Source organism: Jeotgalicoccus halotolerans (assembly GCF_003387165.1).
GTDB classification, from domain to species: domain Bacteria; phylum Bacillota; class Bacilli; order Staphylococcales; family Salinicoccaceae; genus Jeotgalicoccus; species Jeotgalicoccus halotolerans.
This window is the reverse complement of the sequence record NZ_QUMW01000010.1, coordinates 58757-75784: the sequence shown is the minus strand read 5'-3', so window position 1 is coordinate 75784 and position 17028 is coordinate 58757. Positions and strand designations below refer to the sequence as shown.

At 41.9% G+C, this 17028-nt stretch carries 14 protein-coding genes; 10 read left to right on the top strand and 4 right to left on the bottom strand.

The annotated features are described in order from the left end of the window. Positions 1–27 precede the first annotated feature (27 nt). Positions 28–879 carry a prephenate dehydrogenase gene (locus tag DFR63_RS05145; RefSeq protein WP_115884874.1) on the bottom strand — a complete coding sequence of 284 codons (852 nt, stop codon included), beginning with the start codon at positions 877–879 and terminating at the stop codon, positions 28–30. Between the two features lie 419 nt (positions 880–1298). Between DFR63_RS05145 and aroF the strand changes: the two genes are divergently transcribed. After that, a complete protein-coding gene (aroF, locus tag DFR63_RS05140; protein WP_115884873.1) occupies positions 1299–2336 on the top strand; it encodes a 3-deoxy-7-phosphoheptulonate synthase in 1038 nt (345 codons plus the stop codon). A gap of 16 nt (positions 2337–2352) precedes the next feature. Further along, positions 2353–2640, top strand: coding sequence for a chorismate mutase (locus DFR63_RS05135; RefSeq protein ID WP_115884872.1), 288 nt, complete (start codon positions 2353–2355; stop codon positions 2638–2640). A 23-nt stretch (positions 2641–2663) separates the two neighbouring features. Here the strand turns inward: DFR63_RS05135 and DFR63_RS05130 are convergent, their stop codons facing one another. After that, on the bottom strand, positions 2664–3587 hold the full coding sequence (locus DFR63_RS05130; protein WP_115884871.1) for a homoserine O-succinyltransferase: 924 nt from the start codon (positions 3585–3587) through the stop codon (positions 2664–2666). A 125-nt stretch (positions 3588–3712) separates the two neighbouring features. On the opposite strand from DFR63_RS05130, the gene DFR63_RS05125 reads away from it, so the two are divergent. The 3 genes from DFR63_RS05125 (at position 3713) to DFR63_RS05120 (ending at position 6278) form a co-directional block, all read left to right on the top strand. Next, positions 3713–5029: a Na+/H+ antiporter family protein gene (locus tag DFR63_RS05125; RefSeq protein ID WP_245954145.1), complete on the top strand. Its 1317-nt coding sequence runs from the start codon at positions 3713–3715 to the stop codon at positions 5027–5029. 208 nt (positions 5030–5237) lie between these two features. Then, positions 5238–5414, top strand: coding sequence for a hypothetical protein (locus DFR63_RS11755; protein ID WP_162842285.1), 177 nt, complete (start codon positions 5238–5240; stop codon positions 5412–5414). Between the two features lie 81 nt (positions 5415–5495). Then, positions 5496–6278 carry an N-acetylglucosaminidase gene (locus DFR63_RS05120; protein WP_245954137.1) on the top strand — a complete coding sequence of 261 codons (783 nt, stop codon included), beginning with the start codon at positions 5496–5498 and terminating at the stop codon, positions 6276–6278. Between the two features lie 82 nt (positions 6279–6360). On the opposite strand, the gene fdhD is transcribed toward DFR63_RS05120, so the two are convergent. After that, positions 6361–7164 carry a formate dehydrogenase accessory sulfurtransferase FdhD gene (fdhD, locus tag DFR63_RS05115; protein ID WP_115884868.1) on the bottom strand — a complete coding sequence of 268 codons (804 nt, stop codon included), beginning with the start codon at positions 7162–7164 and terminating at the stop codon, positions 6361–6363. A gap of 116 nt (positions 7165–7280) precedes the next feature. Between fdhD and DFR63_RS05110 the strand changes: the two genes are divergently transcribed. The 4 genes from DFR63_RS05110 (at position 7281) to DFR63_RS05095 (ending at position 13886) form a co-directional block, all read left to right on the top strand. After that, entirely contained in the window at positions 7281–8543 is a 1263-nt protein-coding gene (locus DFR63_RS05110) for an L-lactate MFS transporter (RefSeq protein WP_115884867.1), read from the top strand. Between the two features lie 39 nt (positions 8544–8582). Beyond that, the gene (locus DFR63_RS05105; protein WP_115884866.1) at positions 8583–10940 is read left to right on the top strand and encodes an FdhF/YdeP family oxidoreductase; all 2358 of its coding nucleotides are present in this window, start codon (positions 8583–8585) and stop codon (positions 10938–10940) included. A gap of 115 nt (positions 10941–11055) precedes the next feature. Further along, complete coding sequence (locus DFR63_RS05100; RefSeq protein ID WP_415708159.1) at positions 11056–12402, top strand: sodium-dependent transporter; 1347 nt, start codon at positions 11056–11058, stop codon at positions 12400–12402. A gap of 146 nt (positions 12403–12548) precedes the next feature. Beyond that, positions 12549–13886: a glutamine synthetase family protein gene (locus DFR63_RS05095; protein WP_115884864.1), complete on the top strand. Its 1338-nt coding sequence runs from the start codon at positions 12549–12551 to the stop codon at positions 13884–13886. A 44-nt stretch (positions 13887–13930) separates the two neighbouring features. Here the strand turns inward: DFR63_RS05095 and DFR63_RS05090 are convergent, their stop codons facing one another. After that, on the bottom strand, positions 13931–15595 hold the full coding sequence (locus tag DFR63_RS05090; protein WP_115884863.1) for a Na/Pi cotransporter family protein: 1665 nt from the start codon (positions 15593–15595) through the stop codon (positions 13931–13933). 227 nt (positions 15596–15822) lie between these two features. Here DFR63_RS05090 and DFR63_RS05085 point away from each other — a divergent pair, with 227 nt between their 5' ends. Continuing rightward, positions 15823–16935: an HAD hydrolase-like protein gene (locus tag DFR63_RS05085; protein ID WP_115884862.1), complete on the top strand. Its 1113-nt coding sequence runs from the start codon at positions 15823–15825 to the stop codon at positions 16933–16935. Positions 16936–17028: the final 93 nt, after the last annotated feature.

The following is a 17028-nucleotide window of genomic DNA, read 5'->3' as shown; positions in this document are numbered from 1 at the left end:
TTCAGGAATTCGGTGTTTTGTTCATACTTAATCTTCTATATCATGTAAATCTTTATAACGCTTCGTACTTTCAAGCATCATTCTCTCCATCGTTTCAACATCATCACTTTGAATCGCTGCGTAAAGTTTGTCGAGCTGGGTCTGAAAATTATCAATATGATTAAGAAGATGCTGTTTATTCATCATAAATAACTCAGGCCACAATTTTTCATTAATATTTGTGATACGTGTTAAATCCCGGTAGCTGTCACCTGTATATTTTTTAGTGTTGCGAGCGGCGTCATCGCTGTTGATTAGTGAAATAGCAATGACGTGAGCCAGCTGGCTGGTAAAGCCGATAACTTCATCGTGGAAGTCCGGTGTGATTACTGAAATATTGCCGAATTCCAATTCTTTGACAAAATTTTTCAGGAAATCGATGTTTTTCTCTTTATTCCTCGGGGTCGGTGTGATTAAATAGTTTGCACCGATAAAAACTTCTCTGCTGCTGAACTTAAGGCCCCGGTTTTCTCTGCCGGCCATCGGATGACCGAAAACGAAATCAGTATGGTCTGGCAGGAGCGGTTCAACTTCACCGATAATCGAAGTTTTCACGCCTGTAACATCGGTAATGATGCACCCTTCTTTTAAGTAAGGTGTGTAATCTTTTACCAATTGAACAAGCAGTTTAGGGTAAACTGCGAAAATAATAAGATCTGCCTGCGGAATGATGTCTTTAAAATCCTGAGAACCGTCTTTAATAAGATGCTGTTTTTTTGCTTTTTCGATAACTGCAGCATCGATATCAATTGCATATATGTCAGCGTCAGGTATGTTTGTTTTAATAGCAAGAGCAAAGGAACCTCCGATATTTCCCAAGCCGATAATTGCGATATTCATATATTTTATGCCTCCGTATTTTTATCATTATACTACAAGAATGAATATACATTAATTAACTAAATTATGTAAACATTTAATTAATTCTCATAAATAGATTGACAAACTGATTAAAGGCAGCCTATAATGGCAATCAAATACATTACAAGGAGCGGTTATTTATGTTAACCCATACAACTTCACAACTGAATAACCGACTTTACTTTAGCTATTTTTGATACCGTTTGTACACATCATTTGTACAAACGTAAAACAAACTGTTTGTATCAATGATGGCTGAAGATTTTGTAATGTCTAGCCATTTACTTTAAATAAGTGGCTGGAAGTCGGGACTTCTACATATTTTTCTATACTTGCTGCCACTTAATTTTTAGTTAAGTGGCAGTTTTATTTTTAAAAATTTTAGGAGGCTTTTAATTATGATTATTCATGTAAAACGCGACGCAGCGGAAAGTAATATTAAGACACTGGTTTCAAACATCGAAGAAGCAGGTTTCAAAGTTCACCGTTCTGATGGTGAAAGACGAACAATAATCGGTCTGATCGGCGATACATCTAAAGTCTCCGAAAATGATTTCAAAAAATACAGTATCGTGGACGGGGTGTACAGAATTCAAAAGCCATACAAGAAAGCGAACAGAAGTTTCCAGGAAGATGACAGTGTTATCGATATTAGCAACGGTGTAAAAGTCGGAGCGGAAAACTTCATGGTCTGTGCAGGGCCCTGTTCAGTTGAAGATTTAGACAGCACAGTGGAATTAGCAATTAAATTAAAAGATGCAGGTGCAAACTCGTTGCGCGGCGGGGCATTCAAACCGCGTACTTCACCTTACAGTTTCCAAGGTCTTGGTGTAGAAGGTCTTAAAATTTTAAATGAAGCGAAAAAAGAAACCGGTCTGCCTATCGTTTCAGAGTTAATGGGCACAGATCACTTAGATACATTCGTTGACATGGTCGATGTCATTCAAATCGGTGCACGCAACATGCAGAACTTCGATTTACTGAAGGCGCTTGGCCAGACTGACAAACCGATTTACTTGAAACGCGGAATGTCTGCAACGATTCAGGAATGGTTAATGTCAGCAGAGTACATTATGGCCGGCGGCAACAATAACGTTGTGCTTGTGGAGCGCGGTATCCGCACTTTCGAAACAGCAACACGAAATACACTTGATATTCAAGCAGTGCCTGTAGCGCAGAAAGAATCGCACCTGCCGATTATCGTTGACCCGTCACACGCAGCGGGCGTCAGATACCTGATTCCTTCAATGGCTAAAGCAGCAGTTATGGCCGGTGCAAACGGCCTGCAGATAGAAGTTCACGAAGATCCTGAGAATGCGTGGAGCGACGGACAGCAGTGTCTGACACCTGCAGAATTCAAAGAATTAATGGACACGATAAATGTACTGCTTGAAATTGAAGGGAAAACAGTGAACAAGATCGTTCAAACAAAATAATATGAGGAGGCTAACCATGGGGAGACATGAAGAGTTGCGTAAAGAAATAGATCAGATAGACCGTGAGCTCGTTCAGCTTGTCGAGAAGAGAATGAAGGTGTCTACGGAAATTGCGGAGTACAAACTTGCGAATAACATACCGGTACTGGATGCGCAGCGCGAAAAAAAGGTTATCAATAAAAATATTTCCTATTTGACTGACCGGACGCTCGACAGCTACATCTCAGAGTTTAGTAAACACCTCATGGAGCTCTCAAGAAGAAGGCAGAAAGAATGTCTCAAGCAGTATACGAAGACATGCTGAAAGGCGCCCGCGGGCGCCTTTTTTTATTTGAGATTATGAAGCTGTTCCAAATCGTACAATGTATTCTGATACGTTTCATTCAGCCAGTTGTTAAACAGCAGATGCCCGTGACTCCGCCATTGAAATTTTGGGTTTTCCGACGGTTTATCATCGGGATAATAATTGAGAGGGACAGCTGTATTGAGCCCGCTTTCTGCATCCCGGTCATATTCGTCTTTCAACGTTTCCCTGTCGTATTCGAGGTGGCCAAAAATGTAGAGATCCCGCTGATTTTTAGATGTAATGATATCCGGGCCGAAGTCAGGATGCGCAGTCAGGATGTCGAGACCCGGAATACCGTTTAATGCTTCGTAATCAATTCTTGTATGTCTCGACTGAGGGACCTGGTAAATATCATCAAAGCCGCGCACATATGGATGTTCCGGTTTTATATTTTGATATCCGAACACACCGAACAGCTTTTCTGATAAAATAAGTTTTTCGATATTGTAATAGTGATTCAGAGCGAATTGTGCTCCCCAGCAAATATAAAATCGGGAGAAGACATGTGTCTGTGCCCAGTCAGTAATTTCTTTCAGTTCGTCGATGTACCCTACCTGTTCAAAATTAAATTTTTCTAACGGAGCGCCAGTAACAATCATCCCGTCGAAATATTCATCTTTCACTTCCTGATGTGTCTTATAAAACTTCTGGAGATGGCTGGTCGGAGTATTTTTACTTTTATAGGTAGACATATGTAAAAATTCAACATCAATTTGAAGCGGTGAGTTGCCAAGCAGCCTCAGCAGCTGTAACTCTGTTTTTTCCTTAAGAGGCATAAGATTTAAAATAAGAATTTTTAATGGACGGATGTCCTGGGTTATCGCGCGGGAAGCTTCTATGGTATATACTTGTTCCTGTTGGAGTTTCGTTCTCACAGGAAGTCCTTCGACGATTTTAATTGGCATGCGTTCACGTCCTTAAATAGCAAATGATAAGTACTATATAATGTACCAGTGAAAATGAACGACAGTCAATGTCTAAATTATCAAAAAAATCACAATCTGAAGACAGATAAATTTTTGGGGGAACAATAATGAATTCAGTTTTAATAGCTATTCTCGTTATGGTCATTTTAAGTTTGTGCAGACTTAACGTTATACTGGCTCTGTTTATCGGTGCGCTGGCCGGCGGACTGATATCGGGTATGGGCGTCAATGAAGTTATCGGCGTCTTTACCGGAGGAATTGTTAACGGAGCAGAAATTGCACTCAGCTATGCACTGCTTGGAGGATTTGCCGCCCTGATAGCATACAGCGGTATAACCGACGTTATGGTCAATAAAATTTTAAGTCTGCTGAATGCAAGCAAAACGACGAAAGCGCGCGTAATAGCGAAAGTTTCTATAATCGCAACTCTGCTTGTTATTTCTATGATCAGTCAAAATTTAGTGCCGGTGCATATTGCATTTATTCCTATACTTATTCCGCCACTGATCAGTCTGTTTAATGAGCTTCAGCTGGACCGCAGACTGCTGGCAGTAGTCATGACTTTTGGGCTGACATTTACTTATGCGGTACTGCCTTTTGGTTACGGACAAATCTTTCAGAATACGATTGTAACAAGTTTTGCGAATGCCGGGGTAACAATAGAATTCAGCGATGTCGCTCCAAATATGATTATTCCCGCTCTCGGTTTTGTGATTGGTCTGATACTCGCATTTTTCTATTTCAGAAAACCGCGGAAGTATCTTAATAAAGAAAGTGACTTGTCCTCAGAGCGGCTAACAGTTAGTGCAAAAACAATTATTACTGCTGTGATTGCAATCCTTGTCACATTCATTGTGCAGTTCTTTACGGATTCGATGATCTTCGGTGCCCTCGGCGGTATTATGGTCTTCTTTCTGTCAATGCAGTTTAAGTGGGCTGAACTTGACCGTGAGCTTGTAAACGGCATAAAAATTATGGCGTATATCGGTATGGTAATGCTGGCGGCAAACGGCTTTGCAGGTGTGATTACAGAAACAGAAGATGTCCTGCCGCTCGTCAGCAGTATTTCTGGTTCTCTCGGTAATAACAAGGCCTTTATCGTTATGGGTATGATGGTTGTCGGTTTAGTTGTAACGATAGGTATTGGTTCATCTTTCGCGACATTGCCGATTATTGGAGCGATTTTTGTCCCTATGGGTGCAGAACTCGGCTTATCGATGGCTGCGATTATTGCGATTGTCGGTACTGCTGGTGTACTTGGGGATGCGGGGTCACCTGCATCAGATTCAACGCTCGGACCTACTGCAGGATTGAATATCGATGGTCAGCATGACCATATATGGGATACATGTGTACCGACTTTTGTCTTTTTAAATATTCCTGTTGTCATTACCGGTTTTATCGCAGGTATGATATTATAAGACTGTAAAATATTATAAAATGATAAAATATTACAGCCAGCTTGATAATTTTTAAATAATGTAGTTTAATTAATCTACTAAGTAAAAAAAATTCACTAATTAGCAGCGAATTTGTCTGGAGCTTCATATTAATCAATTAATGAATTTGTCTGCGGAGGATGAATTGTGCAAGCTCTCGATAATATATTACTTTTGAACAGGTGATTGTATGGAGACAGATTTAAACATTTTAAAAGGCAATTTAACTGCGTATCAAATCAGTGAAGCGATTGGCATTTCTATTGAAGAAGCTGCAGATCTGCTTGAACAGCGGATTACTGTAGCATCACTGGATGAAGAGAGCCAGGAAAAGTTGAAACAATTAGAGGCAGTTTTATTTGACTAGCGGAAAAACAGCGTTAATATATTAAACATAAAATATGAGACTGACAATGTCAGTCTCATTTATTTTTTTCGGAGGATGTCTATGGACAAGTTAAAAGAAAATATTCCGTTTATACTGCTGATTATTGTAATGGCATTATTTACATTGGCATTCTTCGTTTCGGAAACATCATTTTTTAAAACGGAGGAGATTTCCACGTACACTTTTGATGAAGCTGTCAACATGCAGGTAAGTAATAACACAGGTGATGTGAAGCTTACTGACAATACGGCAGAATATGCAGGTGAAGATGATATAAAAGAAGCGATGACAATAAGCGGCAGCAATGATTTTCAATTCGTCCCCTTGAATTCACAAACGGGCGCCGATGAAAACGACTTGAACATACTGCTTGAAGATAAAGGAATCTTGGAAGGTACAGGCGCTGCATTTCTCGAAGCAGAACAAAAGCATCAGGTAAACTCACTGTATCTGATTAGCCATGCACTGCTCGAGACAGGCCACGGAGAATCGGAACTTGCTTCCGGTATAGAAGTTGAAGGAACAACATATTATAACTTCTTCGGAATCGGAGCATTCGACCGCGCAGCAGTAGCGGAAGGCTCTAGCTACGCCCGCGAAGCCGGATGGTCAACGCCGGAAGCAGCAATAATTGGCGGCGCAGAATTTATACGTGACAATTATTTAGATAACGGACAAAATACACTCTACCGCATGCGCTGGAACCCGGAAAACCCCGGAACACATCTTTATGCGACTGATATAGAATGGGCAGAGAAGATTGCAAGTATAATGAACAGTTATTACTCTGCTTTAGAGCTCGAATACGATGACCTGGAAAAAGAAAATTATAATGAAGAATAAATAACAGCGCTTGTCTTTTTACAGAGACAAGCGCTATTTTTTGAAAGTTGAATTAAGAGACTGAGCTTGCTTATGTCAAAGTTTACTCAGTATCCAGCTCGTCCGCACCAATAATGCGCCACGGATGACTGTATATATTAAATGAACTGCCGCGGATAAAGCCGGCGGCTGTAATATTTAAATCATGTGCGAGTTTAATTGCGAGATCGGTCGGAGCAGATTTACTGAGTACGATGCCGACGCCGATTTTTGAAGCTTTCGTCAGTACTTCTGATGAGATACGCCCGCTGAATACGATAACTTTATCTTTGACGGAAATATTGTTCTGCAGACAGTGACCGTACAGTTTATCGAGAGCATTATGACGGCCGATATCACCTTTATGGACAATGGTACCGTCAGGGGAAGCGATGCTCGCATTGTGAATGCCGCCGGTGTCTTTAAATATAGTGCTTTTCTCCTGCATTTCTTTCATGAGGCTGATGCATTGCTCGGGTGTCAGCTTTGTCTCCGACAGTGAAAATTTGGCAGTATCAACGTCTGCCTGGAAATAGAACTGACGGCTTTTGCCGCAGCATGAGCCGAGTACGCGTTTTGAAAACGTGCCGTAGTCTTTAGGAAGTTCGCGCGACACTTTCACGTGACAAAAACCGCCGCGTTCATCGATGTTCAAGGATTCAATTTCCTTAAATGAACGCAGTGCGCCTTCTGAAGCTAAAAAGCCGATGACGAGTTCTTCAAGGTCATCAGGCGAACAGACTAAAGTAGCGAATTCTACATCGTTTAAATATATAGTCAGCGGAAATTCTTCAGCTATTATATCTTCAGTTTCGATAAAGTTCCCGTCTGTATAGCGGCGTATTGTATTTTTCGTAACGATTTCCATAACATATAACTCTCCCACTCTGAATCTTATTGTAAAGCGTTCTTTTTCTTTATATAATCATATTTAAGGCGAAATTACAATTTAAGGAATTCCGTCAAAACAATAGGGGGATTTACATGCAAACAAAGAAAAATCGCTGGCTGATTGCACTTGCCGGGGTGGGCATACATATTTCAATCGGTTCAGTCTACGCATGGAGTGTATTTACAACGCCGCTTCAGGAATCAATCGGCTGGTCGCTCAGTCAGGTCTCAATAACATTTAGTATCGCTATTTTATTTTTAGGGCTGTCGGCAGCATTTATGGGACACTTTGTAGAAGCTAAAGGACCGAGAAAGTCGGGACTGGTTTCCACAGTCTTTTTTGCAGCAGGTATGATTACAGCTGGTTTAGGGATACAGCTTGAAATGCTGTGGCTTTTATATGTAGGGTACGGGGTCCTTGGAGGTATAGGACTCGGAATCGGTTATATCACTCCGGTTTCAACGCTGGTTAAATGGTTTCCTGACCGCAGAGGAATGGCGACGGGGCTCGCGATTATGGGGTTCGGTTTTGCTGCAATGATTGCGAGTCCGGTTATGCGCATGCTGATCGAATCGGTCGGTATTCCGAATACGTTCTTTATTCTAGGTATCATTTACTTCATAGTGATGTTTGCATCGAGTTTATATCTTGAAAAACCGCCTGAAGGCTACCATCCAAAAGGCGTTGTTATCGAAGAAAGCGAAGGGGCAGTTTCTAAAGATCTTGCTCAGCTGACGGCGAACGAAGCGATAAAAACAAAACGCTTCTATTTCTTATGGCTGATGCTGTTTATCAACGTGACGTGCGGTATTGCCATCCTGGCAGTTGCAAGTCCGATGGGTGTTGAAATTGCAGGATTAACTGCAGGTGCAGCAGCTTTCATGGTTGGAGTCATGGGTGTCTTTAATGGTGCCGGACGCCTGGTCTGGGCATCTATATCAGATTACATAGGCAGAACGAATCTTTATACGCTGTTTTTCGTGCTGCAGATTGGCATCTTTGCAGTTCTGCCGTTTACGACTAATGAATGGCTTTTCCAAATACTGCTGTTCATCATGATTTCATGCTACGGCGGGGGATTTTCTGCTATTCCTGCCTATATCGGGGATATTTTCGGAACTAAGCAGCTGGGTGCAATTCACGGCTATATTTTAACAGCGTGGGCTGCAGCTGGACTCGCCGGGCCGTTTATCGTTGCTAAGATTTATGAATCTACACAAAGTTATGCATGGTCCTTGTACATTTTTGCGGGTCTGTTTGTTATTGCGCTGGTAATTTCTATATTTATCAGACAGGATATTAAAAGGCTTAAAGAAAAAAATAAGCTTGATTCTGTGAGCGCTTCCGCGAAATAGTGTACAATGGAATTATTATAATATAGAGGGAGTGTCGACATGGGTAAAACTCTGCATCCGGGTCCGATCAATAAAACTAAAAAATGGGATCCGAAATTATGGGTAAGTCCTGTGCCATTCGGTTTAACTAAAGTAAAACCGCATCATATGAGAGATACAGCTAAAATCGTCTGGAAAAACAGAGATAATTTAAACTACGCGAAAAATATTATATTAAAAGGTGTCTGCGACGGCTGTGCACTGGGGGTATCAGGTCTGCAGGACCAGACTTTAAACGGTCCGCATATGTGTACGACGCGTTTTAATGTTCTGCGTCTGAATACAGCACCTCCGATTAAACCTGAGATACTGCATCAGGATATAGATGAGCTGCGCAAGATGGACAGCACCGAGCTCCGCGAGCTTGGACGTATTCCATATCCGATGATCCGCCGTAAAGGCGACCGCAAATTTATTAGAGTATCATGGGATGAAGCGATGAATACTATTGCGGATAAAATGAAAGTTCTCGATCCGAAACAGTATGCATTTTACTTAACCAGCCGCGGTATTACGAATGAATCTTATTATGTTGCAGCGAAAACTGCGCGTTATCTGGAAACCAATCACATTGATAATGCCTCGCGTATCTGTCACTCGCCGAGTAAATCAGCAATGAAACGCTCTGTAGGTGTCGGAGCTTCGACTTGTAACTATCAGGACTGGCTTGGAACTGATGTACTGGTGTTCTGGGGCAGTGTCGCGTCAAACGCATCACCGGTTTCTACCAAATATATGATGGAAGCTAAAAAGCGCGGTACGAAAATTATCGTTATAAATCCTTACAGGGAGCCTGCTATGGAGAATTACTGGGTGCCTTCAGTTGTTGAATCAGCACTGTTCGGTACTGAAATAGCAGATGAATTCTATGAAGTAAACATCGGCGGGGACATCGCGCTCATGCATGGTGTAATGAAACACTGGTTCGATCTTGAAGAACAAAATGAAGGTTCGGCCATTAATCACGAGTTTGTTAATGAACACGTCAATAACTATGACGATCTTAAAGAAAACGTTCAGTCGCAGAGCTGGGATGAGATTGTCCAGTCTTCAGGTATCGGTAAAGAACAAATTATCGAATTATCAAACAGTCTTGCTAAAGCGAAAACAGGCGTTATGGTCTGGGCACTTGGTTTAACAATGCACAAACACGCGACAGATAATATTTCACAAGTATCGAACCTAGCTTTATTACGGGGCTGGCTGGGCGGTAAAAACAAAGGTCTTATGCCATTACGCGGACACTCATCAGTGCAGGGCTCAGGTGAAATGGGAGCAGATCCGTTTTCACTGCCGGGCGGGGATTATAACGATGAAAACCGTCCGCGCATCGAAGAACTGTGGAATTTCAAACTTCCTCAGTGGCCTGGAGATACTGTTGGTGTAACGATTGAGAACGCAATGCTGCCGGACGACAATGAAAGAAAGCTTAAGCTTTACTATATGTCGGGCGGTAACTTCCTGGAAACGATGCCGGATCCGGACTTTGTAAGAGAAGCATTGCAAAATCTCGACATCCGTGTTCACCAGGATATTATTTTAAATACATCAACCCTGCTCGATGCAAAAGAAACAGTTGTAGTGCTGCCTGCGAAAACACGTTATGAGCAGGATGGCGGTGGATTATCAACATCGACAGAACGTATGATTTACTTCTCTCCTGAAATTGAAGGGAACCGCAACCGCATTGCCGAAGCACGCAGTGAATGGAAGATTTACGTCGACCTTGCGAAACGTGTTAAGCCTGAAGAGTCTCACTTAATCGATTTCCAGTCAGGACAGGAAATCCGCGACGAGATTGCCAAAGCGAATCCTCAGTATGACGGTGTTCAGCACCTGAAGAAAGCTGGTGACGTTTATCAGTACGGCGGAGCATGGCTGTGTGAAGGCGGGGTATGTCCGACACCGGATGGAAGAGCGAACCTGATTACGATGGATATTCCTGACAACAATAAGAAAGCTGGAGAATTCAAACTTCTGATGAGACGCGGCAAGCAGTTTAACGCGATGATTTATGGAGATCAGGATGCCTTTAACCACATGGGACGCTACGATGTACTCGTCAGTGAAAACGATGCACGACGAGAAGGACTGGAAGACGGGGAAGCGGTCGTTCTATACAATAAGAACGGAGTCTTCCAGGGATTCGTTAAGTATGCAGCTATTAAAGACGGAAACATCGGTGTTCAGTTCCCGGAAGGAAACTTCCTGGTGGAGAAAGGTATTTACGAAAGTTTCGTAGAAATGCCTGACTATGTGACTGACGTTAAGATGGAAAAAGCCGATCACTTTAATGCGAATAAGGACCGTCAGTATTTAGAGAAATCTATACCTGAACTAGAAGATAATCCTAACTAAAGTTATAGAAAATACCGAAAAGCCGGGAGAAACGCCTCTCCCGGCTTATTTGTATATAAAAACTCTCTTTAGTGTGGTAAAATACGAACATTGATGATGGAAAAGAGGTAATATTTTGTCCGAAAATAATTGGAACTCAAAATTAGGTTTTATATTGGCGGCAGCAGGCTCTGCAATAGGTCTCGGCGCCGTGTGGCGATTCCCTTATATGACTGCTGAACACGGTGGCGGTGCGTTTCTGTTTGTTTTCCTGCTATTTACTATACTTATTGGCCTGCCGCTCTTAATCAGTGAGTTTGTTATCGGCCGTGCCTCAGGAAGAAATCCGATTGACGGTTTCGAATACTTAAGCGGTAAAAAAAGTTTAAGAATTTTCGGCTGGATCGGACACTTTGGAACGATGCTGCTGCTGTCGTTCTACAGTGTTATCGGCGGCTGGATATTAATTTATCTGCTCATTGCTTTGATTGATTTTTTGAATTTGTATACTGTCAATGATTATACAGTGCTGCTTGGAGATGTTATTACCAATCCGGTATATGTAATTGCTGCTCAGGGTATTTTTATATTTATCACTGCGTTTGTCGTGGCCCAGGGGATACAAAAAGGACTTGAACGCGCATCTAAAATTATGATGCCGATGCTGTTCATCTTGTTCTTGTTCATTATTATCCGCTCGCTCTCGCTGCCGAATGCATTTGAAGGAGTTAAATACTTCCTGCTCCCGGACTTCAGTGAACTCAGTGCCAATGGAATAATGTTTGCACTCGGACAGTCGTTCTTTGCGCTCAGTGTGGGGATTACACAGATGATAACTTATGCATCGTACTTAAAAGCTGATCAGAATCTGCCTAAGTCGGCCTCTTATATAGTACTCATGAATATCGCAGTTTCTGTAATGGTGGGACTTGCGATTTTTCCGGCGATTGCTTCTTTCGGCATGCAGAGTGTCGAGGGGCCGGGTCTGGTATTTATCGTCCTGCCTGAAATATTCAATGCGATACCGTTCGGTATTATTTTCTATCTGATGTTCCTGCTCGCATTCTTATTTGCGACATTGACATCTTCGTTCTCTATGATTGAAATTAACGTTGCCAATACGGTTAAAGGCGATCAGTCGAAACGTAAAAAAGTAACTTACATTTACGCTGTTATCGTTTTTGCTATCGGTGTTCCGTCTGCGTTGTCAGAAGGGGTGCTGAATGACGTTCAATTCTTTGCGGGAACGATATTTGACAACGTGGACTTCCTTGTATCGAATATACTCCTGCCGGCAGGGGCTTTGTTCTCATCAATTTTTATCGGTTATATTTTAGACAGAAGAGTTGCTATGGAACAGCTGAACGTTACAAAAGGGAGCAGTTCATACACTGTTTTTAAAGCCTGGATCTTCCTGCTCAGATTTATCCTTCCCGCAATAATTTTATTCGTCTTTATTATGAATATAATCAGTGTCTTTTAAAACAGAGAGAAGATGTAAACTCAATATCTGGTTTGCATCTTTTTTAATATAATTAATTGCTGATTGCGCATGAAAAATGGGTATGGTAATATTTTCTCATGAGTTTTCAGCATGAATAACATCAAAATCAGATAAGGGCGTGGGGTATGGAAAGTTTAACCAGAGAAAAAATTATCAGTATTGCACAAGAAGAGAATGTAAGGTTTATCCGGCTGCAGTTTTCAGATATTCTCGGAACGATTAAAAATGTGGAAGTGCCTTTCAGTCAGCTCGATAAAGCTCTGGACGGACAAATGATGTTTGACGGTTCCTCAATCGAAGGGTTTACGCGCATCGAAGAATCAGATATGTATCTGGTTCCGGATTTAAACACATGGACGGTATTTCCCTGGACAACATCGCGGGGTGACAAAGTAGCACGGCTGATATGTGACGTTTACAAAGTAGACGGGACACCATTCGAAGGCGACCCCCGGACTAATTTAAAAACTGTTTTAAAAGAAATGGAATCGCTCGGTTATACATCATTCAATCTCGGACCTGAACCTGAGTTCTTTCTTTTTAAACTGGATGAGCAGGGCAAACCGACGACTGTCTTAAATGACCAGGGTGGCTATTTCGATTTAGCACCTACGGACTCGGGGGAGAACTGCCGCCGGGACATCGTTATTGAACTGGAGGATATGGGCTTTGATATCGAAGCATCCCACCATGAAGTAGCTGAAGGACAGCACGAAATTGATTTTAAATATGCGGATGCTGTCACAGCATGTGATAATATACAGACATTTAAGCTCGTTGTAAAAACGGTCGCAAGAAAGCATAATCTGCATGCAACATTTATGCCGAAACCGCTGTTTGGAATTAACGGCAATGGCATGCATTTTAACGTGTCGCTTTTTAAAGGAAAAGAGAATGCATTCTTTGATGAGTCTGCAGAAGATGGCTTAAGCGAAGATATGAAATACTTTATGGCAGGTGTACTGAAGCACGTAAGAGGCTTTACTGCGGTAACGAATCCGCTTGTGAACTCTTATAAACGCCTGGTGCCGGGTTACGAGGCGCCAAGCTACATCGCATGGAGTAAAAAGAACCGCTCGCCATTGATGAGAATCCCTTCTTCACGCGGATTATCAACACGTGTGGAAGTCCGTTCTGTCGATCCATCAGCGAATCCCTATCTGGCACTCGCAGTCATTTTAAAGGCGGGACTGGATGGCATTAAAAATAAGCTGGAGCTTCAAGAATCCATAGACTTAAACCTTTATGAACTGACCAGAGAAGAACGCCTTGAAAACGGCGTAGAAGATCTGCCTTCGACGCTTTACAATGCCTTAAAAGCGCTTCGTGACAGCAATCTTGCAAAAGAAGCGCTCGGCAGTCATATTTATAAAGCATTTTACGAACACAAAATGCTCGAGTGGGAAGATTATCGTTCAGTCGTTTCGGAATGGGAACTTAAATCTTATATGGATAAATATTAAAAATAAAAAAAGGAATCGGGAAATTAATCCCGGTTCCTTTTTTATCAATCGTATACAGTAAAGTCATCGTGCAGCTCTTCCGTAACGTTATTTAAGTTTGTTTCTGTAATGTTTCTTGCGTTATAGCCGATACGTTCTAAATTACTGATTAGCTCAACATAGAGGGAACTGCCATCCGTTGAACATTCACCTCTCGAAAGACGTTTGATATGTTCTTTACGAAGTTTGTTTTCGATTCTGTGAGATTTCTGGCTCAATCTGATAACTTGCTCCAGTGCTTGAGGATTGTAAACATCAAGCGTCTCAAGAGCCATTGTGAATGATTCGTAAACATGTCTGTATAGGTCTTCCAGACCGTCTTTAGCATCGTCTGACAGTTCGATATTATTTTCATACTTAGTATGATACTGATCGGCCAGGTTTTTAGCTTGTGAACTTACTTTAAGCAGTATACGAGATATTTCCAGCAAGGTGCTGACACGTTCAGTATCTTCCTGTGAAACTCCGTATTTCGATGCATCGAGCAGGTAGCTGCGTGTTGCATCCTGCAGTGTTGCTGCAACGTTAACTTTATCTTCAATTTGTTTGAAGAGCTTATCATCCTGTTTGTCACTGTACTGGCGTGCATCCTGCAAAGTGCTGAGGACCAGCTGTCCAAGATTCTTAACCTCGCTTTGTGCTCCCTGTATAGCAATGCTCGGGGACTGTTTTAATAACAGCGGATCTAAATGCTGAGGTGTGAAGTCTTCAGAAAAATCACGTCCCGGAATTATTTTAACAACCAGCCAGGCGAGAGCGCCGACAAACGGCAGATGAATTAATGTATTAATTATATTGTATGAGCCATGTGCGAAAGCGATAGTCATCGGTTTGTTCAGGCTCAGGAAGTCTTCGAGATATCCAACATATATTATGAACAGCGGCATCAATATCATAAAGATTACTGCACCGATGATGTTAAATGTAACGTGGACCAGAGCAGCACGTTTAGCGGCAATTGAGCCGGCGAGAGCTGCTAATATAGCAGTGATTGTCGTACCGATGTTGTCTCCGAGCAGGATTGGCAAAGCAGCCTGCAAATCAATCATATCATTAGCATAGAAATTCTGAAGTATGGCAATTGTGGCACTCGAACTTTGGACAATGACAGTCAAGATAATACCTACAGCGAGACCGAGAAGTGAATTATCACTCATGGTCAGCATCAGATTCTGAAAATATGCGAGATCGGCAAGCGGTCCAACGCCGTCTCCCATTAACTCAAGACCGTAAAAAAGGGCCCCGAATCCGAAGAGGATTCTCCCTATGTTAATAATCTGATTGCTTTTAAAGAAAAACAGCATAAATGAACCTGCAGCGAGAATCGGCAGAGAATATGCACCAATATCGAGACCGATAATAAATGCCGTAACTGTCGTACCGATATTGGCACCTAAAATAACGCCGATAGCTTGTCTGAGCGTCAGGAACCCTGCACTCACTAAACCTATAGTAATGGCAGTAGCGCCAGAGCTGCTTTGAATTAAGACGGTAACAATGATACCTGCAAGCACTCCTCTGACAGGGTTCGATGTCATACGGTTTAAAATATCCCGCAAACGATCGCCGGCAGCTGCCTGCAGGCCGTCGCCCATCTGTTTGATACCGTACAAGAAGATACCGAGTCCACCGAGGAACATGAAGATAACTTCCATTGGACTAAGAGACATAAAGAGTCCTCCATATAATATTTAATTTACAAACTTTATTTTTCCTTATTGAACTATGCGATAAATTTACAATCTACTGTTTATCATATTACAAAAAGGTGAAATTTAAAACATAAAAATCATTATGACTTAAAAGTTCAAGTTGCCAGAAAATTTGTATAAATAGTCGACAATAGTAAGGCGATGTGAGAAACTGAAAATACATAAAAAATTACTGGAGTGTTATCATGACAACGATTCTGTTTGATGTTGACGGTGTATTTTTGAGTGAAGAAAGATGTTTTGATGTTTCTGCACTGACAGTTGAGGAATTGCTGTACAGTCCGCGTTATTTAAATTTAGATGGCCGAAAATTCGTAACGGATTATACAGAGGGCGAAATTAAAGATATCCGAAGAACGATTTTTGCTGATGATCAGGTGCTGAAACGCTTTAAGGAAGCGGGACTGAATTCAAACTGGGATATGCTGTTTATTACCTTTGCAATTATGTACATAGATATATTGAAACAGGAAAACTTAAATCTGGCTGATGTCGACGTGACAAATTTAAATGAAGTCGGAGATATGCTCGGAGAAGTATCTGTAAATCCGGAAGCAGTGCTTGAATTTATTTCCCGGGAAAATTTCACTAAAGATGAAATTTACAGTGCTTTAATGAACTATGCCGGAACACTTCAGAATTTGAAAGACCCGAAAGACTTCAGTATGTACGGTCCGATATGGGAGCAGGGACACTTTAAATATCAGGAATGGTATTTAGGCAGTGAGCTTGTTGAAGCGGACACCGGCAAACCTCCTGAAGAACTGCAGAAACGGGGATTTATTTACGATGAAGAGTGGATTGTTGAACCGTCGTTGATTAAAGAAATGCTCGATGGACTGAAAGCTAAAGGTTACACAGTGGGTGTTGCCACAGGAAGGCCAAGACAGGAAACACTTCTGCCGTTTGAAGAAGGCGGCCTGCTGGAAGTATTCGATGAACGCCGTATTTCAACTGCAAGTGAAGTGATGGAAGCGGAAGATAGAAGCACTGCCGGTCATGCGCTGACAAAGCCGCACCCTTTCAGCTACTTATGGAGTCTGTATGTGCAGAACAATGCACTGTTTGAAGCAGCTGTTGACGGAAAAAACAAGAGCGATGAACAAATTTTTATCGTGGGTGACTCCGTAGCAGATTTTTACTGCGCCGATAAGATTGGGGCAGTATTTATTGCAACGCTGACAGGACTTACAGGACGTGAAATTATCGGTACATTTGAAGAGTTGAATGTACCGGAACAGCAGATGCTGAAAGATGTACTGGATGTTCCCGATGCTGTGGAACGACTGATTAAATAAAAATAGGGTACACATGAAACCCTGTCACGCAAACCTGAGGACCGGTCACTCACTCTCATGATAGTAAATGACCGGCGATCGGTTTTTATATAT